This window comes from Bacillus sp. CD3-5 (assembly GCF_006349665.1).
In the GTDB taxonomy this organism is placed as follows: Bacteria; Bacillota; Bacilli; order Bacillales; family Bacillaceae_G; genus Bacillus_A; species Bacillus_A paranthracis.
This window is the reverse complement of sequence record NZ_VEPX01000001.1, coordinates 1-20,866: the sequence shown is the minus strand read 5'-3', so window position 1 is coordinate 20,866 and position 20,866 is coordinate 1. Positions and strand designations below refer to the sequence as shown.

18 protein-coding genes and 1 riboswitch are annotated in these 20,866 nt (G+C 33.0%); of the genes, 6 read left to right on the top strand and 12 right to left on the bottom strand.

The window, feature by feature from the left end; translation table 11 throughout:
- Window positions 1-19: 19 nt before the first annotated feature.
- The 4 genes from hlyIIR to FH036_RS00075 form a co-directional block, all read right to left on the bottom strand.
- On the bottom strand, window positions 20-625 hold the full coding sequence (gene hlyIIR / locus FH036_RS00090) for a hemolysin II regulator HlyIIR (protein ID WP_000520489.1): 606 nt from the start codon (window positions 623-625) through the stop codon (window positions 20-22).
- A 399-nt stretch (window positions 626-1,024) separates the two neighbouring features.
- Window positions 1,025-2,263 carry a hemolysin II HlyII gene (hlyII, locus tag FH036_RS00085; RefSeq protein ID WP_139895118.1) on the bottom strand — a complete coding sequence of 413 codons (1,239 nt, stop codon included), beginning with the start codon at window positions 2,261-2,263 and terminating at the stop codon, window positions 1,025-1,027.
- A 300-nt stretch (window positions 2,264-2,563) separates the two neighbouring features.
- Window positions 2,564-3,799: an N-acetylmuramoyl-L-alanine amidase gene (locus tag FH036_RS00080; protein ID WP_000791592.1), complete on the bottom strand. Its 1,236-nt coding sequence runs from the start codon at window positions 3,797-3,799 to the stop codon at window positions 2,564-2,566.
- A 471-nt stretch (window positions 3,800-4,270) separates the two neighbouring features.
- A complete protein-coding gene (locus FH036_RS00075; protein ID WP_000209269.1) occupies window positions 4,271-4,564 on the bottom strand; it encodes an ArsR/SmtB family transcription factor in 294 nt (97 codons plus the stop codon).
- A 705-nt stretch (window positions 4,565-5,269) separates the two neighbouring features.
- On the opposite strand from FH036_RS00075, the gene FH036_RS00070 reads away from it, so the two are divergent.
- Window positions 5,270-5,623, top strand: coding sequence for a hypothetical protein (locus FH036_RS00070; RefSeq protein WP_000473487.1), 354 nt, complete (start codon window positions 5,270-5,272; stop codon window positions 5,621-5,623).
- 251 nt (window positions 5,624-5,874) lie between these two features.
- On the opposite strand, the gene FH036_RS00065 is transcribed toward FH036_RS00070, so the two are convergent.
- Window positions 5,875-6,315, bottom strand: coding sequence for a hypothetical protein (locus FH036_RS00065; protein ID WP_000671235.1), 441 nt, complete (start codon window positions 6,313-6,315; stop codon window positions 5,875-5,877).
- Window positions 6,316-6,948: 633 nt separating this feature from the next.
- Between FH036_RS00065 and FH036_RS00060 the strand changes: the two genes are divergently transcribed.
- On the top strand, window positions 6,949-8,202 hold the full coding sequence (locus FH036_RS00060) for an ATP-binding protein (protein WP_061402630.1): 1,254 nt from the start codon (window positions 6,949-6,951) through the stop codon (window positions 8,200-8,202).
- A 460-nt stretch (window positions 8,203-8,662) separates the two neighbouring features.
- On the opposite strand, the gene colA is transcribed toward FH036_RS00060, so the two are convergent.
- Together colA and FH036_RS00050 are read right to left on the bottom strand one after the other, a co-directional pair.
- Window positions 8,663-11,578 (bottom strand): collagenase ColA, encoded by a 2,916-nt coding sequence (colA, locus tag FH036_RS00055; protein WP_139895117.1) that lies wholly within the window; start codon window positions 11,576-11,578, stop codon window positions 8,663-8,665.
- A 203-nt stretch (window positions 11,579-11,781) separates the two neighbouring features.
- Entirely contained in the window at window positions 11,782-12,459 is a 678-nt protein-coding gene (locus FH036_RS00050) for an MgtC/SapB family protein (RefSeq protein ID WP_139895116.1), read from the bottom strand.
- 287 nt (window positions 12,460-12,746) lie between these two features.
- On the opposite strand from FH036_RS00050, the gene FH036_RS00045 reads away from it, so the two are divergent.
- Window positions 12,747-13,265, top strand: coding sequence for a GNAT family N-acetyltransferase (locus FH036_RS00045; protein WP_139895115.1), 519 nt, complete (start codon window positions 12,747-12,749; stop codon window positions 13,263-13,265).
- Window positions 13,262-14,179: a GNAT family acetyltransferase gene (locus FH036_RS00040; RefSeq protein ID WP_139895114.1), complete on the top strand. Its 918-nt coding sequence runs from the start codon at window positions 13,262-13,264 to the stop codon at window positions 14,177-14,179. Before FH036_RS00045 ends, FH036_RS00040 begins: the two co-directional genes overlap by 4 nt.
- 21 nt (window positions 14,180-14,200) lie before the next feature.
- Here the strand turns inward: FH036_RS00040 and FH036_RS00035 are convergent, their stop codons facing one another.
- From FH036_RS00035 to FH036_RS00015, 5 genes are all read right to left on the bottom strand, one after another.
- The gene (locus FH036_RS00035; RefSeq protein WP_139895113.1) at window positions 14,201-15,109 is read right to left on the bottom strand and encodes a VOC family protein; all 909 of its coding nucleotides are present in this window, start codon (window positions 15,107-15,109) and stop codon (window positions 14,201-14,203) included.
- A 74-nt stretch (window positions 15,110-15,183) separates the two neighbouring features.
- Window positions 15,184-15,975 carry an amino acid ABC transporter substrate-binding protein gene (locus FH036_RS00030; protein ID WP_139895112.1) on the bottom strand — a complete coding sequence of 264 codons (792 nt, stop codon included), beginning with the start codon at window positions 15,973-15,975 and terminating at the stop codon, window positions 15,184-15,186.
- An 11-nt stretch (window positions 15,976-15,986) separates the two neighbouring features.
- Window positions 15,987-16,748 (bottom strand): amino acid ABC transporter ATP-binding protein, encoded by a 762-nt coding sequence (locus FH036_RS00025; protein WP_180358366.1) that lies wholly within the window; start codon window positions 16,746-16,748, stop codon window positions 15,987-15,989.
- Between the two features lie 19 nt (window positions 16,749-16,767).
- Window positions 16,768-17,436 (bottom strand): amino acid ABC transporter permease, encoded by a 669-nt coding sequence (locus tag FH036_RS00020; protein WP_139895110.1) that lies wholly within the window; start codon window positions 17,434-17,436, stop codon window positions 16,768-16,770.
- A gap of 69 nt (window positions 17,437-17,505) precedes the next feature.
- A riboswitch (SAM riboswitch) is annotated at window positions 17,506-17,612 on the bottom strand.
- 226 nt (window positions 17,613-17,838) lie between these two features.
- Window positions 17,839-18,750, bottom strand: coding sequence for a VanW family protein (locus FH036_RS00015; RefSeq protein WP_000488987.1), 912 nt, complete (start codon window positions 18,748-18,750; stop codon window positions 17,839-17,841).
- Between the two features lie 363 nt (window positions 18,751-19,113).
- On the opposite strand from FH036_RS00015, the gene FH036_RS00010 reads away from it, so the two are divergent.
- Complete coding sequence (locus tag FH036_RS00010; protein WP_139895109.1) at window positions 19,114-19,455, top strand: hypothetical protein; 342 nt, start codon at window positions 19,114-19,116, stop codon at window positions 19,453-19,455.
- Window positions 19,456-19,572: 117 nt separating this feature from the next.
- Window positions 19,573-20,664, top strand: coding sequence for a DUF3900 domain-containing protein (locus tag FH036_RS00005; RefSeq protein WP_139895108.1), 1,092 nt, complete (start codon window positions 19,573-19,575; stop codon window positions 20,662-20,664).
- Window positions 20,665-20,866 lie beyond the last annotated feature (202 nt).

The window sequence follows — 20,866 nt, the reverse complement described above, 5'->3', positions numbered from 1 at the left end:
TTCATAAACAATGAGTAATTTATATATTAGACTTATCTGTTAAAGCAGAAATAATCCTGTTTACTAAGTCTTCTGGCATCCATTCATGGTTCGTATCATTCGTTTCATTTGGTCCTAAAGAATCAATGAACTTTTTAAACTTTGGAAATAAAACAATAGAAGTGATCCAATGTATTGTATGATTTATAGAGAAGAAATGAAATACTCCTTGTTTTTCGCCCTCCTGCAATATTTCTTTTAACTGTTCAAAACTACCTATAAAATACGGTTTAATCTTTTCTAATCTTGCACTTTCCTTAATAATCTCCTCATATGCCAATGTGCCAATTTCAGGATTTTCTTTTATATGTGTAGTAAAGACTGCTAAATATTCTCTTAGAGCATTAATAGGATTAAATTGATTCTTCTCAAGAAAATTAGGTAACTCATTAGCAAGGCCATATTTCTTAAACACTTCATAATACAGGTTTTCTTTCCCATTAAAATAGTATGAAGCCATAGCGACATTTACTTTCGCTTCTTTTGCAATTTCTTGTATGCTCGTACCTTCGTAACCACGCTCTCCAAATTTTTTCTTAGCAGCCTTCAAAATATTTTCCATCGTCTGCTCTCGAGATTTCCCCATTTCACACACCTCAAATAATATATATTTCACTTCAAAAATCCCATAAGGACTTTGAATAGAGTATCTTTTTAATGAAATTTAATTATATATTTAAAGTAGTAACTTAACAACCGATGAAATCTTAATTACTTTAAACAATTCGCCACACAACGTACGCCTCAAAAAGAAACATCTCCTGAGTCTCTCCTGCCCTATATCACCATACAAAGAATTCTTTTAAAAGTGAAATAAAAATAAACACCCTACTTAAAACAATATCTCCCTGCGTGGCATGAATAGCTTTTAAATACCTCACGCTCTTTTCTAATTGCGTATCAGAATAAAATAAATAATAAGGGCCAGAGTTTATCTATCTTTACAGATAAACTCTGGCCCTTTCATTTGCAATTCATTTACTGATTAGATTTGTTTAATCTCAATATAAGGGCCTTTGATGTTTAATTTGTTAATGTCATTCGAAATATTACCTACAGTTGTTTTTTCATTAAACGTATGGATCTTTTCACCATTCACAAAGATACCCCAATTTTTATCCTCGTAACTAATACCATAACCAGCATTGCTAGATGTCGCTTTAAGTTGGTTTCCATTCATTGAAAAAGATAATTTCCCTTTTCCTTTGTTAAGTTGGTTATTCACATTTTTGATACTACTTATTTGTTCTTCAAGGGCTTTTTGGTTATCAAGAGTAACTTGATGGTTTTTCCAGTCTAATTTATAGTTGTTTGTAAAGAACTCATTATATGTATCTTTATTATTTGTTCCCCACCATTTCGAACTTACCCATTCGATATTGTACTGATCTGATATTCTACAATTTGTTATTTTTAAATCAGATGTAGATTCCGTTTTATCTGCAGTAATAACTGCTACTACATTAGGAGAAAAACCATATCCTGTTAAAGCTGGTACTGTATCTTTTGAAACAAAATTATTCGTTCCTTCATTATAACTACGTGATTTCATAAATAGTTGATTACCATAGAAAGTATTAAATGAATCACGATTATAAATTCCCCACTCCGGATAATTAAATGATTGGAATCCTACTTTCCAATTTAATTTTTTATCTGTGTGAGTCTCTAATACCGTTTTATAGTCTACTTGATCGTAAGATACACTTTCTTTCCAAGCAAAGCTACCTGTAATACTCGCATCGGCATTTGGCCCTTTATCATTTACCCCAACTTTCACACTTCCGCCAAGTGTATACCCTACTTCAGAAGTAACCTTTGCTGAAGTCATTGTATTCACTGGGGCAGCTTTATGAAATTGGGCACTATCACCACTTGTTATTTCTGCTTCCGTATGATACGCCGATGGCCATTTTAAACCTGCGTTATAGTATCCGCCATTAATTGTATATTTCGCATCTATATTACTACCATCAGTGGTAACAATTGCAATCTTTTTATCTGCGTAAGGATCCTCAATAAAAGAAACCTTTATTGAATTTTTAATATTCTGCTTCATGTCATAAGTAGTTTTAAAACTATTATAGACTTTTCCACCATTTTGAAGATTTTCTACAGTTCCTTTAGAATCTGCAAATGCAGACGTTGCTTGTAAACCAAGTGATCCAGACATAATAACGGACGCTACCGCAACACTTTTAGCTATTCCATTTGCTTTTTTCATACAGACAGCCACTCCTTTTTAAACATTTAAAAGATATAAACGTATTATTTTTAGCTCTCAATACTAGAGATAGATTCATAACGTTACAATGTAGAAATGTATTAATCTTTATGACAATAACTATCAACACTTATTTTGCTAATTTCTATCTCTTTTTACTGATAACTATTATCAATATTATTAAAACACAGAATAACGATTTAAACAATGATTTTAAATATGCATTTAAAATCCTTGTTTAAAAAAGTGCAAAAAAATTATAGAATTCTTTATTTCGAGAATTACTATATATTCATTTACCTATTGCAACCTATATTCAGATACATTATTCCCCTTCCATTCATAATAATCTAAAATCCCCTCGTAAATGGCTTCTGCTGCAATCTGTCTTCCATTTTCTGTAGATAACTTACTGTAATCAATACCATTATCTATAAAAGCAAGTTCCGTTAACACAGCTGGCATGTCATTTTCTCTTATAACATGAAGATCTCCATGTTTAACACCTCTATCACGTGTTTGAAGTGCGTCTACTAATCGTTCTTGAATTTTTTCAGCTAAAACACGACTTTCTTCCACATGAGGATTTGTTTTTTCAGATTTAGAAGATTTATAGTAATATGTTTCTGTCCCTTTTGCATTACCGTTAAAAGCATTTGCATGAATGCTTATAAAGATATCACCCTGATTTTGCTTAGCAAACTTAACACGTTCCTGTAAAGAGCTTTTTTGATCATGTCCAGGTCTAGTATCAGATTCACGAGTTAGTAAAACTGTAAATGGAGTATGTTTTTCAAGCAATTGTTGAAGACGTAAAGAAGTATCTAGTACAATCTTACTTTCAGGTAACCCCTTTGTGTTTTTTCCAGGATCTTCGCCGCCATGTCCGGGGTCAATAATAATTGCTTTATTTTCTAAAGGATTACTTTGACTATATTGAAGCATATCTGTTTTTGCGGTTAGTTGTGCAGCTTCAGCACGTGTTATAAATCTATTTGGTTGCCAACCATTATCTGTACCAACTGAAATTTTTAAATCAATTAAGATATTTGCGAACTTTTCACCCCAATGTCCCTTTAAATCTTCAAATTTACTTTGTCCATTGTTAGTGCTTTTATTTTGTAGTTTATATGCATTCACTAGCATAGTAGCCATAGCAGCACGAGTAACTTTTCCAGAAGGGTTAAATATTCCATTTCCTTCACCTTTAATTATTCCTGCCTTTTCAGCTGCGGCAATATAGGGAGTTCCCCAGTGGTTTTGTGAATCTTTAAAAGATGGTTTTGCATTTAAATCAATGTGTATACCAAGAGCCTTTGTCATAATGGTTGCCGCAGAAGCTCTATCTAATGTGTCATTTGAACCAAAAGTTCCATCTGGATAACCATTCAATACTTGCTTATCAACTAAATAAGTAACGGATTTGTCAGCCCATGCAGGAACATCTGGGAATTTATGAGTATCTGCAAAAATACTAGAAGAATAAGATAGTAGACTTCCAGCAAGAATTCCTGTAGCAATTAATTTGTTCTTCAAAATTTAGCACCTCTAAAAATTTATTACAAGTTAGTAAATATATCATTGATAGTTAATCTTTACATAATACTCCTTAGAATAAAGCATAGATTAAGTTGGTATTAACACTATATTACAAATGAATAATTTAAAATCGAACTATTATTCCGAAAAGAATCTTCAGACATACACTTATAGATTGAAACTATTCAATATATTCACCAACATTGTGTAACTAGTATAGTTACTTATATATATGAGTGTCAATTGAAATAACCTTACAGTTTTGTAAGGTAACAAACTTAATAATTTATTAAGTAATTATTAAACAATGTAAATAATTATCTTTTATTTTAAGCACACTCCTTCTAAATTATTATTGATGCCTATTTCCAGCCTTAATGCACATCTTAAAAAGAGCACTTTTGAAAAGTACTCTTTTTACTTTGCACGCCACTGATTCTATTAGAAAACTTTTTACGAATTATGAACCTACAAACCTAGAATTCCTACAATCTGACGAGCCTTAGCATTATCAATATAATAATGCATCTCTAATCCACGTCTTTCTGCACGGAGCACGGTTCCCCTTAATTTTGATAGATGCTGTGAAACAGTGGATTGCGGGAGCCTTAATATTTCTGTCAACTGTGTAACATTACACAGTTTATGATGCATTAATTCATTTACAATTTTTAATCGAACGGGATGTGCCATTCTCTTTAATACATCTACATCTTCCTCTCGGATTTTAGCTAGATCTCTATTAGATATTAATGTTGTCATTTCGCATTCCCCTTTATTATTAATTTCTATTTTCCAATTATCCTTATAAGTAGTACTTATAGCTATTTATCATTTGTCCTGTTGAGAAAATATATTCTCGTTCTTAAACAAAAAAAGACATCAATCCTATAAACAGTTTTTACTGTTCCAATGAATTGATGCCCTCTAATTTTTAGCCAAACTATATTTTGTTTTAAAAGGATTATTTTATAACTTTGAATGAGACTTAACATTCTTCGTTGCATAAAAAGTAATACTCTTCTCCCTTACTTAAAGTACAAATTAAAATCTTGATTCCCCTTACACATATTGTAAAATCCAAAAGAAATGTTTCTTCATTTTATCTTATACAGACAGATATATTATGTATTTCTTAACAGCAATAAACGTAGCTAAATCCCCTATAATAGTATCTCTAGCTGGTAACTGTCATACCTTTTTAAAATATCACTATCTTTAATAATAGATCCTTTTAACTTTCCTCAATTAAAATATGCTTTTTATTTCATTTTCTGTTTAACCTCAATGATATGTAAACCTCTTTTAATCTATTAATCTCCTACTAAACTTCCCCATGTAGAGATAAAGGAGACTTCTCGTTCAAATAATAAATTATGCAATATTGCATTTGATAATCATTTTCAATGTAACCATAATGATTACAGGATCGCTTTTAATCCAAATATTCTATGTGGAGGTTTTATTATGTTTAAAAAAATCATTGTATCTTCTATGGCGCTTACTATGTTTGGTGGGGCTGCAACTATGCTAGAAACACCTACCGCTCAAGCGGCTTCTTATAACTCAACATCCTCTTCTTACTTTGATGTCACTCCTGAAGAAGCGGCTATTTTTTATCAATCTCAGGACTATAAAAAATTAAAAGCCTTTATGGATGACTTTGAAGCTAGAAATCCTTATGTTCCTGGTGGAGGCTACGCTCAAGGTAGTGTTCGTATGCAAAAATTCAATGACGCTCTTAGAGATGCTAAATTAACAAATGTATACCAAGAATTTATTAGAATTTCGTACTACAATCATTATCCAGAACCAAAATAATCTAAACAAATAAAATGCTTATTACTTTAACTTAGCCTAATTTTAAATGTATAGCCTAAAACTAGAAAAACCACTTATATAAGTGGTTTTTCTAGTTTCTTATGTAATTTAACTGAATTTCAAGTCACCTTCACTTTAAGATTCTCAAAATCGACATCCTCGTTTTTACTTTTATGTGTAATTCTCATTTCAATATAGTTTCTTTCCAGTAAGTAAAGACTAAATTAACTTATAAAAAAGGCGTTTTAAATTTAATTCATAGATCTTACTGCAACTTGGAATTGTCCCTTAGAACCATCATCATTTGAAACGTAAATACTATACGTTCCAATTGGTAATGGAGATAGAGCATTCCGTACATTTGTAACATTAATTTGTTGTTCTCCAGGTTTTATATAACCACCAACAATTAGCTCCATATTTGGACCTTTTACACTATATCCCATTGTATTTTGACCATTATTTTTCATAAAGAAGCTTAAATTTTCACTCCCACTATATACAAAAGAAGTTATAGCCTCTCCACTATAATCCATTGTTTGAGTTAATAATATGTCTGTAGGAATATGTTCAACAAAATGAATTGTATCATTCATTTTGTTTACTTCTTCAGCATAAGTATTATTTCCTAACACACCAAGTGTTAATGCTGAAATGACTCCACAACCAAGCACTAGTTTATTAAACTTCATTTTAAGTTCCCCCTTGATGTTTGTATTCTATTACCATCATACATTCTTTTGTAAGTGCGTTTTTATGTAATAATTCATATCTTTAAACCTATATATCTTAAATTTATACCTTAATGGTTATTAAGAAACTGACATAGATAAGTCTACAGTATTATGCTTCATAAAAAAGAACATGTAAATTTCAAAGTCTTTTTCCCACAAGAATTCATACAATTAAATACCAAGACACTCAAATAAATAGTGTTTCCTTTTCAGATAAAATATACTAATAAAAAATTTTGAAATTTTCACTTTGTAATTTGATATATTCCATGTTAATATAACGAAGGCTACAAAACAGAAGTCACCACATATATCATCTTCACAGAATATTCACAATTTAAAAAATATTTTTATCAGTAACCCAATCCAAATTTCACCTATACAAAAATCAAGTTCTAGTTTTATATATAAATATCTAAGTAGATTTTTTATCTATTATTTCTTCTAACTTCCTTATCAATTTTAATACGAGTAATATAATAGTGCTTTTTCAAGTGCTCTTCCTATTTTAGATAGAAAGTCTACTGATACTAAACCTCTAGGTTTAACTCATACATAATCCTATATACAAACTATCGGAGATGCAAAACTATGGGAATTTCTACTCTTTTATTAAATACCTTTATAATAATAATTTGTATCCTTAGCTACCATGTATTTTGGTTAGAATTTAAAGAAAAAATAACATGTAATCATATATTGATTTCTATCCTTTCCTCCGTTGCTATTATTTTTTGCATGACGTTTCCTTTTCATTTACATGCTGGATTTATTTATGATTTACGTTTTATTCCTATCATATTAGTTTTTCTATACGGAAATACAAAAAACATTGTTTTTATAGGAATTTTATATCTTTCTTATCGATTTTACTTAGGCGGAAATGGCGTTCTTCCATCATTTATTATCTTTACTATTATTTCTGTTATAACAATGTTCTTTCGTTACGTATTACCTAAGTATGTTAAAGAAAAAAAACTATTATTAAGCTTGCTTCTTATTTTAGTATGTACAACTTCACTTTCTATCTGCGGTTTTGTAACTCAAATAAATACAGGTGGTAAAATAGACTCTACTCTCATAGAATTTTTATTAAATTATATAATCATTAATATTTTCACAGTATTATTATCAGTTTATTTAATAGAGGGAATGATTGAGAAATATAAAATGAAAGAAAAGCTGCAACGGGCTGAAAAATTTTATATAGCTAGCGAACTAGCCGCGTCCATTGCACACGAAATTCATAATCCACTAACCACAGTACATGGATTCACTCAATTGTTAAATGAAAAACATGCCTCTAAGCTACCTCAGAATCAGTACTTAGAAATCATGTTAATTGAAATGCAGCAAATACAATCCACTATTAATAACTATTTATCCTTAACAAAACCACAGAACACCCTAAATGAGAAAATAGATATTAATCATATTTTAAATCAAGTGAAAGACACTATTTCACCACTCGCTCTATCATATAAAGTTGAAATAAAACAAAATAGTACAGATTCCTTTTATATAAATGGAGACCCCGAAAAATTCAGAATCTGTCTAAACAACATCATACAAAACGGAATTGAAGCCATGATAAATGGTGGCGTATTACAAATAAATATACAGAAAATAAAAGGGAATATTATAATCGATATTATTGATTCAGGGATTGGAATGTCCTCTCAACAAATAAAACGAATTGCCTTGCCATTCTATTCAACAACAGAAAAAGGGACTGGACTTGGCACTATGATTGCTTATAGCATTATTAAAGAATTAAACGGAGATATAGAGATAGAGAGTGAATTAGGTAAAGGGACACGTTTTTCTATTAGTATCCCCTGCTAATATGACGGAATGATTTAAATGATAAAATTTTCACTACTTAACTTATTAAATAAATTTAAAAAATCCCGCTACTCGACTCATTAGTCATCTTGATTTCGCGAATGAATTAAAAGTAATAAGGATCAAAGTTTATCTATTTTTACGGATAAACTTTGGTCCTTTAATTAAATCAAACATACTTGAATTTTATTACTTTGCTCACATCTCTATGAAATAATAATTTATAGATTGTACCTCATTTACTGATTAGATCTGCTTAACTTCAAGATAAGCTCTCTTACTACTTGATTTCTTCATATCATTAGATACTTCCTTACAGTTATTTTTTCATTTAAAGTATAATTTTTTTGATATTCATAACGATACTCCAGTATTTATTTTTGTAACTGATATCGTTACCTGCATTACTAAATATAAGCTTAAATTGATTTCCATTCATTGAAAGACTATTTCTCTTTTACTATTTCACTTCTACTGTATAATTCCCTGTTCCCCCGCCATACTGATACACATGTAAATAATACTTTCCTGGATACGTGTAATAACTTCCTACTAACTTATTCCCCTCTTGCTGTGCATACGTAACATAATTATTTAAATCTGCTTCCGAATAAAGAACCCAATTTACTCCGATATTATTTTCCTTCGTTACATTAATTTGCAGGTTTTTCGCTGTTTCCACATTTATTTCAAAGAAATCACTCGTATCACCATTTCCTAAACTAGCACGTAAAACTTGATTGAATTGCAGTTTATTTGCTGTCTGGAATGAATTATTCGGTTCTTTTTCTATTCTATTATCTTCTTTCGTTTGAACCGTTACATTCGTTGTAACAGTATTCGTTAACCCTTTGTCATCTGTTACTGTTAATTTCGCTGTATACGTTCCTTCTTTTGTATACACGTGAGTCGGATTTTGTTCATTACTTACCGTACCATCGCCAAACTCCCATTTATAAGAAAGAATTTTCCCATCTTCATCTTTTGAGCCATCGCTTTTAAACGCAATTGCTTCATTTACATTTCCACTATAGGGACCATTTATAACTGCAACTGGCGCTTTATTCACAGCGCCTTCTTCTGTATTAATACCATGGAATACAACATCATACTCAAATTGTCCTGATGCATTCACACGATAATTCACGAAGTACGCTGTTACTGTTTTATAGCCTGTCCATTCTTTTGCACTTAAACGTTTTAACGTATCATTTACGTTTTGTGTAATTGATTTCCAGTCTTCATATTCTCCTTTTGCAGTCGTACCTGTATATGTTCCTTGTAGTGTAAATGTATGAAAGAACTGTGATTTGTTTTTCTTAACCGATACATTACTTAATTTTGCTTCTGCTGTAATTTCTGCTGCAATATCTGAAACTGGTTTCGGTGCGTGCGTCGCTAAATAATCATCTGATACTAATGGAACATTATATTTCTCACGGTTATCTACTAACATTTGCATATAGTCTTGATACTCTTTATTTAAATTCGCATCTTTACTTAAAGCAGAGCGGTATGCATCATATGCTGTTACATCATTTTTTCTAATAAGATCATGAATTTTGTCAAACATATCATATCTCTTATTGTACATGTACGATTGTAAAGCGAAGGAATAATTATAGAAATCCCACGTCCCATACTTTGCATTTAACGTTCTCTCTGCCGTATAACGGTCTGCTGGATTTGAAGATATTCCTCCTATAATGCTCTTTCTCGGTACAACATTATCTGTTCTCGTTGCACCTGCAAAAAACTCCGCATTCCCTTCTTCAAACCAAGATAATCTCTCATTCTCATACATCTTCCCTTGTCCCCAAAGTCCTGGTACTTCATATCTACCTTGTAAATAATGCGTGAACTCATGTCGGAACAATTCTTCCAAACTATAAATGCTTTCTTCTGGCGTACGTTCATAAGTAAAGAACGTACCTGTTCCTTCTATATAAAGACCGCCGTTATTCGTTTCATACCCGTATAATTGACGGTTAAATTGATATTCAGCTGGGCTATTATAAATAACCATCGTTAATACATCATCAGGATTGCCTTTTTCTAACGGCTGGTCACTTTCAACCGTACGATGGAATTGTGCCTTCACTTCTTTTGCCGCCCAATATAGACGTTTTACTTTTTCCTCAGTCACCTTATCTCCAGCTTTTAACACAATTGCTCCATCATCGAACGTATACGTTTTCGGTAAATATTTTTTCTTACCATCTTCTCTTATTTGATCTAGATCAACCACTTTACCATTCGCATCTTTCCCGCCATAATTCGTCGCAATTTGCTCAGCAGCTACGAAATATTGCTCACCTAAATACGGATAGATTTTCATGGCATCTGTTACAACTTGCAACCCTTTCGTCCCTGTACTATGGAACGTACCAAGTCTACCTGTATAATAAATACCATTATTAATAAGCCAACCATTCTTCTCTGTCACCGTTCCAATTAAAGCAAAACGACTTAATTCATTAATATAGCTATCAATTTTTTGATACCATACTGTATCTTTCGGTGCTTTTCTCGTATCGTACAAATATGATTGAATATCGTAATCAACACCTTGCATAATATCGTAAATCGCATTTCCAGCTGAAAGATTATCTACCAATGTAGAAAAATTATCATTATATTGTTTAAAAATCTTCGCAGCTGATGTGATCGTTTCCACATCACTTGAAGCATTTCCAATTAATTTTCCATATGATGAGACAACTCTATTTTGTTCTAACGTACCGAGTTTAAAATTCGGGTTATTCGCAATCGTTTTTAGTGCAGGTAAGCATTTATCATGATAGCTTCGCTCATTTAGTTTACTTAGTTCTGTATGATAAAATCCTAAATAAAAACCAGATCGTAACACCTCTACTAAAGTCTCAATCCCTTTTGAATCATCTTTCGTATAAGCTTGTCCTTGCTGGTTCAATTTATCAATAATTACCTGCATTCTACTATCATTTTGATAGAATGCAAGACTATCCTTATTAAACTGAAATAGCCCAGTAATTTGCTCCCAATCAATTGTTACAAGTAAGTCCACTAACTGCTGATTGCTCAATTGATTTAATTCAGCAATTGTATACGTTTTCGCTACAGCTAATTGCTTACTTTCCTTTTTCACTTCAGGCGGTCTTTGTGACAAATCAGCAAATTGTAGCCTTTTCTCAAAAGACTTATTTTCCAACACTTTTGATGAATGAGCTAATTCTTGCACTGGTAATTGTAAACCAATCGGCTCCATTTTGAGCACATTCCGATATGAAACTTGCTCTCCCTTTGTACCTTCTGCCAATGCGTCCCCTTGAAAACTCCCTAATATTAAACTAGCAAAACTTACCCCTACTAACACTTTTTTTGAATAGCCTTTCATGCTCTCCCCTACCTTACATTTTTTAGTGTACCGCACCATTATTTTACTATTTTTACTTTTTATACTGTATTGAGAAAAAATAAGGTAACGTTCACACATGTATCCATACCATGCAAAATTAACACTTGACTTTATGTGCGTTTTATATCAAAAAAAGATAGATAATAGCGAAATTCCCGCTACATCTATCCTCGTTTTCAAAACTATGATTTTAACTTTATGAATGTAACTTCTGGTAATGTTTGCATATGCTGAATAAACTCATTCTTTTCTTCTGACGATATGTTTTTCAGTTGAATCCCTACCTTATAAACAGTTTCTATCCCTTGCTGTGAAGCTTCCACTTCATATGAAAGTATTGGAATGCCTTTCATATGAAGTGTTTCTAATATTTGTTGTACTGCTTCACGTTTATTTATACACATTTGCACCATTATATTTTGCGGAAATAAAAATTGCACCTTAAAAATACGACTTACAATCTCTAAACCAATTAAAACGAGAATCGTCGCTCCAATTCCTACTACATACATACCAGCACCAATTGCTAATCCAATTCCTGCTGTAGCCCATAAACCAGCTGCTGTCGTTAATCCTTTCACCGCCTGCTTTTGAATAATAATTGTACCTGCACCTAAAAAACCTACTCCACTAACAACTTGCGCTGCAATACGACTCGGATCTAGTGCCATATGATCTTCATTCATAATATCTGAAAAAGCATATTTCGAAACGACCATTATTAAAGCACTTCCTACCGCTACCAGGAAATGTGTTTTTAAGCCCGCTTCTTTTGATCGAATTTCCCTTTCAATACCGATTATTGCTCCTAACAAACCAGCAACACCGATTCGTATAATGAAATCAATATTTACACTCACGAGCCCTTCCCCCTTTCATTCATTATAGATAGATAAAATAAAAATTATCACACACATCCATTTATCGATATGAAGGAATTTTACTAAAATACACTTAATACCTAGGCCGTTTTATGTTAATATTTTAAATATTAACATAAAATAAACAATCAATAGATTTAAACCTCCACTCATTTTCTTTAAAAACTAAAGTCGAATGAAATGATGTTGAGAAAATCAAGAAAACGTTTTCATTTTGTGTCGTAATTTTTTTATGCATACTACATAAATAAAGGAGCTTATTAACAATGAACGTCTCTTTACTTACACCTACTACCGATTTACAAGAAGAATACTTAGATTTTTATAACGAATGGAAAGATAGCGGTGAAACGATGATTCCGTGGGTTATTACAAAGGATCCTTCTAACTTCCCCGCTATGGTACAAGAATTACTCGATGCACATAATAGAATAAATCTTCCTGACTCTTGGGTACCAGATTCTACGTATTGGCTCGTTACAGATCATAATAGGATCGTAGGAGCTGTTAATATACGTCATAGTTTAACCGAACATTTATTTAACGCTGGCGGTCATATCGGTTATGGCATTCGCCCTTCTGAAAGAAGAAAAGGTTACGCTACGAAATTACTAGCATTATCACTGGAAAAAGCGAAGCAATTAAACATCACAAAAGCACTGATCGTTTGCGATGAAGTAAATACTGCTTCAGAAAAAACAATTTTACATAACGGCGGGCTTCGTGATGAGGATTTCATTGAGGAAGATGGGAATGTAGTAAGACGTTTTTGGATTGAGCTATGATGAAGTCCTCCAATGAAAATAATCTTGTTATAGAGAAGTATAGTAAAAATAATGAGCTACAAGTAAAACAACTTATTGATTTATACAATGAAGAATCGTACGTATTTCACTTATTACGAGATAATAAAACAAAATGTGCGTATGTTGCCTACTATAAAAAAGATGTAGTAGGCATCTTTTTCACCTGGGGCAGTAACTTCCATCCATACTGCACATACTTTCGAATATATACGAATCCTTTCTATGCAGAGCTACACATTGAAGAATTTTTATTAAACGAGATTCAAAAGCGAGAAAACTTTAAACTCCCATTACAAACCTCTATATGGGAAACATCAGCTCATTTAAAAACATTTTTTAAAGAACACAATTTTACGGAAATCCGAAGAACATATATGCCGATATTAGACTTACAAAAAATAGTTTCTATCGATATAGTCCCTAATTCAAATTATCATGTACAAACTTTATCGAACATCGTATCAAATAATAATTTATTAGAAAAACTAGCCTACTTAGTAAAAGAAAATTATGAGCAAACCCACCTAGCAAATCCCGTTGCCTCATTCCCACTACAAACTTGGCAAGAGATGATTTTAGCTGATGACGTACTACTAGATGGGAGCTTTCTCATTATAGATGAAGAGCATCAAATTATGGCATACTCTTTCCTCCATACATCAGAAAAGGATAATACGGTAGAACTAGGATGGTGCGGAACTCACACGAAAGACGATTTATCCTTACTGAAACTGCTCGTTTTCGAACAATTTATGTATGCAAATAAACACGTCTATTCTTTCATTCAAGGTGAATTCGATTCAACAAGTATATATGCAATGGAGATATTAAAATCCGTTCCTTTCAATCCTTGTGCTACCTGGATTACGTATCAAAAAGAAATCGGAAGGTAATTATATATCTTCCGACTTCTTTTATGCTGTTTCTATTTCAAACTGTACTGTAATACCACTCGGGTCTACTACAGTAAATCCAGTTAAAATCTCATTTATTCCATGTTGTTTTTCTATTAATCTTTCTTTCACTTCATCTAACGCTTCTTCATGCGGCAGTACTATCGTATACACCTTTAATCCAGTTGCATATGCCGGTGGGTGCGGATTATTTACTCCGTTCCACGTATTTGCACCTATATGGTGATGATATCCTCCTGCAGAAATGAATAAGCAGTCATCTTCGCGTTGTTGCACTTCAAACCCTACTGTCTCTACATAAAACTCGTGTGACTTCTCTACATCAGCTATTCGTAAATGTACGTGTCCAACGACAGTATTAGCAGGTAATCCATCAAATTCATAATCAACAAGCGTTGCTAGTTCTTTTAAATCAAGCGGGGTACTTCCTCCTGGCCCTTCTCCCCATTGATCGCGCGGACGATCCGCATATATTTCAATACCATTTCCCTCTAAGTCTTGTAAATAAAACGCTTCGCTATACGTATGATCACTCGCACTATTAAACCTTGAAATTGGTAAAATTTCATTTGAATATGTATAACGCCCCTCTTGCTCAGCTGGACTATCAATTACATTCTTATTACGAATCACACCAAATAATGCCGACGCAAAAGCCTCACGAGTCGGAACCAAAAAGGATACATGATATATACCAGTCGTACGCGGCTCTTGCAGTACCCCGTCCTCTAACTTTTCAAGAACAAGTAATGTATTCTTTCCACCTTTTCCAGATAAATATGCTTTATTCCCCTCTTGCTTAATTACTTCTAAGCCTACAACATTCTCATAAAAGGCAATTTGACGTTCTAAATCTATCACCTTAAATTCAACATGACCAATACGTGTTTTCGGATGAATTTGTACCATGAATAACTTCCTCTCCAACTCTCTTTTATTTTTATATAAATTGATGGACAATAGCCACATTCAACGAACATAACTTAATTTTGTTTTTTCGTAGCATCAACTTTCAGCCATTTTTTTGATATTTCGCTTAATGTGCCATCTTGTTCTAATTCTTTTAACGATTTATTTATATCTTCTAACTTTTCGCTCTTTTTTGCAAATGGAAATGCAATCTCTCCCCATTTAAGTGGACCAAATCCTACTTTCACATTATCTAAGTCCGCTTTTTTAATTGTTGTTTCTACTTGCACTTTATCATTATAGTAAGCATCTACACGGCCAAGTCCTACTTCGTTCAATTCTGCTGTTGGATCCTCTGAGAACGTTTTAATTGTAAAAGCATTATTTTTATTTAAAGCTTTTAATTCTTGTTCCCCAGCTGTACCAAGCCCCACACCTACAGTCTTTCCTTTTAGATCTTCTAACGATTTAATTGTATTATTATCTTTCTTCACCGCGAAAACAGATCCTGAATATACATATGGAATTGAAAAGTCATATTTCTTTTTTCTTTCCGGAGAAACCGATAATTCATTTGCAATCGTATCAATACGACCTGAATCTAATAAACCGAATAATCCTTCAAAATCAGAAACGTTCCATTCAACTTTATATCCAGCTTTTTTAGCAGCCGCTTCAATAATTTCAGCATCAAAACCTTTTACTTGCTCACCCTCTTTAAAAATAAATGGACTACGACCTGCAGACGTCCCAACTTTCACTACTTTTTCATCTGTTTTTTTGCTCGCTGTATCTGAACCACAAGCAGATAATAGCCCAACCGATACTGTTAATGCCAATGTTAGTAATAATGATGATTTCCTCATAATTTTCCCTCCTAAATAACGAAATGATTGCCTTCTTCTGAAGCATTCAATTGTCGCAAAAACTTTTTCGTACGCTCATTTTGTGGATTCCGAAAAATTTCTTCTGTCGTTCCCTGCTCTACAATAATGCCATCAGCCATAAATATAATACGATCCGCTACTTCTTTTGCAAAATTCATTTCATGTGTAACAATAACCATCGTTATATGCTGCCTTGCCAAATCCTTAATGACTTGCAATACCTCGTTCACTAATTCTGGATCAAGTGCAGAAGTCGGTTCATCAAACAATAATACAGCGGGATTTAAAGCCATTGCCCTAGCAATACCTATTCTTTGTTGTTGCCCACCTGATAACATCGTTGGGTAGAAATTTTCTTTTTCAGCTAAATCTACTTGTTTTAATATTTCTCTTCCTATTCTTTTTGCTTCTTCTTCACTTTTTTTCTGTACAACTGTTAATGGCGTTGTAATATTTTGCAATGCTGTTTTATTTTTAAATAAATTATAGTTTTGAAAAACCATTGCTGTTTTTTGGCGTAATTTTATTATTTCCTTTTTATAAAGCTTCTTCGCATGAATCTCTAAATCTTCAATTCTAATACTTCCATCCCCTGGTTGTTCTAATAAATTTAAACATCTTAATAGTGTCGATTTACCTGAACCAGAAGGTCCAATAATGACTACTACCTCCCCTTTACCGACAGTAAGTGAGATTCCTTTTAGTACTTCATTTTGTTTGTAAGACTTATACAAATCTCTTGCCTCAATCACACATATCACCTCATTTCTGTTACAAGTATGGTGCATCCAGTTTCTTTTCTAACTTTTTCTGTCCCCAGCTAATTACAATTGTAATAATCCAATATACAATCGCTACCGCTAAGTAACTTTCCATATAACGATACGATTGTGCCGCTAACATTTTCGCTTGCGCTAAAATTTCAGCCACCCCAAGTGCAAAAGATAACGAAGATTCTTTTAACAATCCAACAAAATTATTTCCAAGTGACGGTACTGCAACACGAATAGCTTGTGGAAAGATAATCTGTCGCATAGCTTGCGCCTTTGTCATTCCAACTGATAAACAAGCATCCATTTGTCCTGATTCCACAGCATTTAATGAACCCCGAATAATTTCTGACAAATACGCTGCATTATTTAAACTGAGACCAATTAAAGTCGCTTGCATCGCTGTAAGTACTGTAAAGGTTGGGAATATTTGTGGCAATCCGAAATACAATACGAACAATTGAACTAATAAAGGTGTTCCTCTAAAGAAAGATATATATACTCTTGCAATAGAATATAGAAATTTCGTTTTGTTTTTCATTATGATCGCCAAGCCTATCCCTATAACAAAAGAAATAATCATTGAAACTACAGTAATTCCTAAAGTTATGTATACATACTTAAATAATTGCGGAAAACTTTCTAAAAAATACGTTACATCAAACTTCACTCTATCCCCCCTCTCTAAATAAAAAACTCTTCTTACACATATAAGAAGAGTTGAATGTTAATCCATTTCCCCTCATCTTCCAAACGCTTCATACGTTTGCTGGAATTAGCACAGTACTTGTTTAGCCTGTTGCTGAGATTTCATCGGGCCAGTCCCTCCATCTCTCTTGATAAGAAAACTAATAAATTTTTCCATTTATTTAGTTGTTATTATGAAGAATACAGTTAATCACATATAATGTCAATAGGAAAACCAAGAATTAAATTCGATAAATTCCCAACCATCTTGTTCCTCACATTCACCTAGTCTTGAAATGTATCACTAATACTGGATAAACTGCACAGAAAAATCCATTATTTCTATTGCTAATAGAAATAATGGATTTTTTATAGATTATTATTCTTATCGCATTTTATGTACTTCAGCAACTAACTTTCCGCCCTGAATGCCCATATAAAGTTTCACAGGTGCATCATTCGTGTTTTCAAACACTAAATCTAAGTATGGATATGCAATTGTAGCATCTCTTCCTTGTGGAACGTAACCTACCGTTTTAGAATGTGTTGTTCTCTCTACCATTTTCAAACCAGCTTGATCTGCTGCATTGTATAATGTTGATGATGTTTGACAAACGCCACCGCCATATCCATCTACTAACTTACCATCTACAATTTCTTTTCCTAATTGATATCCTTTATCCGGTGTTGTATCACCAATTAATGCATTGAAAGAGAAACTGTCCCCTTTCGCTAATACAACTCCATTTATACTCGCTGCTGACAAACGAATATTTTCAATACGTCCACCTGTTGAGCCACCTAAATTCGTTTCATATCTACCAATTACCGTACCACTTCCTTGCGCATCACTTAATGTAGCGGTAGGTTTTTTCTCAACAATAGGTAATTGATAGGAAGAATCCCACATACCTACGTTTAATAATTTATTTACTAATTCTTTTTCCATTAATTCATAAGAAGGTTTTCCTTCTTGCCAACTTCCATCAGGTCCTAGACGTGAAGGGACCATCTTTTTGTCAACATTTTTTCCAACTTCCCTAGCAACCTTCTCAACTGATTTTTTAAATTTCGCTTCATCTTCAAAATAACCTAGACTCGACAAATCTAGCTTTTTCACTTCCGTACCTGTACGACCATCTACTAAACTAATAGAATCCTGTACTTCTGCTTTAGCCTCTACCGTGTGGCCACCAATATCACTTACTAATGCAACATCACTTACTTTTGTACCACAGCCACTCACTACAGCTACACATAAAACCCCAACTAATATACCCTTTACTTTACGGAACAATATACTCTCCCCTTTTCCCCAATACTACTCTTATGTATTATTTCATTTTTATGTATGTTTTGTTACAATCATTTTACAATATATTTATAAATTGTTACAAGTTATTTTTTACTCTATATAAATTACTCTTTTCTTTTCCAAATGTCTATATATATTTACATAAAAGTTTGAGTTTGATAGAATTGTAACCTTTACGTAACCCCTACCTATTATCCAGTATATACCATAAAACGAACGAAATACAAATGTAAAACTCCATATTCGTATTTATAAAAAAAACATCCTGTGAACATAAATAGGTATTTGCCGTGCCACACTCCGCTTTTACACATACATTATGGTGAATTAACCTATTTTAAAGAAATGGAGGATGTTTTTATGTACCCCTACAATCCATACGATCCATATAACCAAACTGGTTATCAACCTCAATATGATTTACAAGCACAATACCAACAATATATAGATCCAGTAGAACAAGTTAATCCATATGATCAAAATCGACAATTCCAACTTCCAATCTCTTTTCCTGGTGCTGGAAACCGTCAATTAGAAAGACGAGTAAATGAGCTTGAACAAAGAGTACGTCAATTAGAAAACACGGTTGAACGTCATACACGTAGATTAAACCGCTTAAACCAACGTTTACGTACAGTAGAAAACAGACTGAACATTCCATTTTCAGCATTAGAAGACGGATTTTAATTTCGGAAATAAAAAATATATGAAGGAAGGGGGCTTCCCCTTCCTTATATAAATTGACGAAAGTTTTTTCCATCTCTATACTGATAAGAGTGAATGAAATGAAACAAGGTGATAAATATGGATTTTGAAATAAATTATCTTTCCTTTTATGTTGTACAAGTAGAAGGAAAAGGTGACGCTGTTGATAAACGCTACAAACATTTTCAAACATTAGACGCTGAAGAGTATGAAGATAGCTCCTTAAAAGAATTTTTGAATGGAGAATTATTAAAGATTTCAAAGCGAAAAGTAGAACGTCATGCGAAAACAGAACAAGCTCCGACAAAGATCGGTCGCTTTATTGTAGAAGAAGGGCACGAACTTGATTCAAATCCTCATTACAACTTATTTAATCGCATCCGCTTTGCAGAAACGAAGGAAAACTTCAAAGATATGAGCGAACCTCTCGTTTATACATATCTTGACACAAGTGCTGTGCGCGGTGGTGTATTTTTAATTGCGCAAGCAAAACTACGCAAATACTTTGATGATCCATTCGTCTTCGTTATGAAATGTGACTTCGAGCCAAAAGTCGCTTCTATTTCCGATGAATCCACACTAATTCGTAACGTTGAGATGGCCATCACAACAAAAAATATGAAATCTATCCAATATCCGTACATGCCCGAAGAAGGTATGGTCGAAGTGGGCGAGCTAAAAATTCACCAAGCATCACACGCCCGTTACTTTGAAGACTTCTTAAAATTCGTCGAATACGAACGCTCTATGCCTGAAATTATGAAAACACAAGTAATGGACATGGTATACGACCAAATTGAAGATGTATTTGAAGAAGGTACGGAAGAACGCGAACAATTCGACCAAGCAATGGAAGTATGGGCTGCCAGTCCGAAACGTGAAATTATGGAACAATTTTCAACCGAAGAAGTAATGGAGGCTACCGCTCAAATCGTCGAGCATGCGCCTGAAGTGGAATTAAAGCTAAAAGCAGACCATATCTCTGTAAAGGCCCTACTTGCTGATTTCGGGGATCAAATACATATCGCAAAGGTAAATGACCGATACGTATTAATGATTGAGGCTGATACACTTACATTTGAGAAAGGCTTCTCTCCAATTGAGTTTCTGAAGCCAGACGAGTTGCAAGACGTAATTGAACGGATTGAAAATAAGCAGCAGTATTCTTATGATTCAAACGGGATTGAATAAACCATTCTATATCCCTATTTTTACGGAGCACTACTAACAAACGATCTTTTATTTGGGACATATTTGAAAGTTATGTAAAAGAGGTTGTCCCAAAAGTAGCTGAATAGCTACTTTTGGGCAACCTATTTCTTTACAGAAAATATAAAAAAGAATCGTCCATCTTTGATATAATTAAGTCACCACAACCAAATCATCAAAAGAA

Coding starts and splice junctions, on each gene's coding strand:
- hlyIIR (WP_000520489.1), bottom strand. CDS start 625: ATGGGGAAATCTCGAGAGCAGACGATGGAAAATATTTTGAAGGCTGCT.
- hlyII (WP_139895118.1), bottom strand. CDS start 2,263: ATGAAAAAAGCAAATGGAATAGCTAAAAGTGTTGCGGTAGCGTCCGTT.
- FH036_RS00075 (WP_000209269.1), bottom strand. CDS start 4,564: ATGACAACATTAATATCTAATAGAGATCTAGCTAAAATCCGAGAGGAA.
- FH036_RS00070 (WP_000473487.1), top strand. CDS start 5,270: ATGTTTAAAAAAATCATTGTATCTTCTATGGCGCTTACTATGTTTGGT.
- FH036_RS00065 (WP_000671235.1), bottom strand. CDS start 6,315: ATGAAGTTTAATAAACTAGTGCTTGGTTGTGGAGTCATTTCAGCATTA.
- FH036_RS00060 (WP_061402630.1), top strand. CDS start 6,949: ATGGGAATTTCTACTCTTTTATTAAATACCTTTATAATAATAATTTGT.
- colA (WP_139895117.1), bottom strand. CDS start 11,578: ATGAAAGGCTATTCAAAAAAAGTGTTAGTAGGGGTAAGTTTTGCTAGT.
- FH036_RS00045 (WP_139895115.1), top strand. CDS start 12,747: ATGAACGTCTCTTTACTTACACCTACTACCGATTTACAAGAAGAATAC.
- FH036_RS00040 (WP_139895114.1), top strand. CDS start 13,262: ATGATGAAGTCCTCCAATGAAAATAATCTTGTTATAGAGAAGTATAGT.
- FH036_RS00035 (WP_139895113.1), bottom strand. CDS start 15,109: ATGGTACAAATTCATCCGAAAACACGTATTGGTCATGTTGAATTTAAG.
- FH036_RS00030 (WP_139895112.1), bottom strand. CDS start 15,975: ATGAGGAAATCATCATTATTACTAACATTGGCATTAACAGTATCGGTT.
- FH036_RS00010 (WP_139895109.1), top strand. CDS start 19,114: ATGGAGGATGTTTTTATGTACCCCTACAATCCATACGATCCATATAAC.
- FH036_RS00005 (WP_139895108.1), top strand. CDS start 19,573: ATGGATTTTGAAATAAATTATCTTTCCTTTTATGTTGTACAAGTAGAA.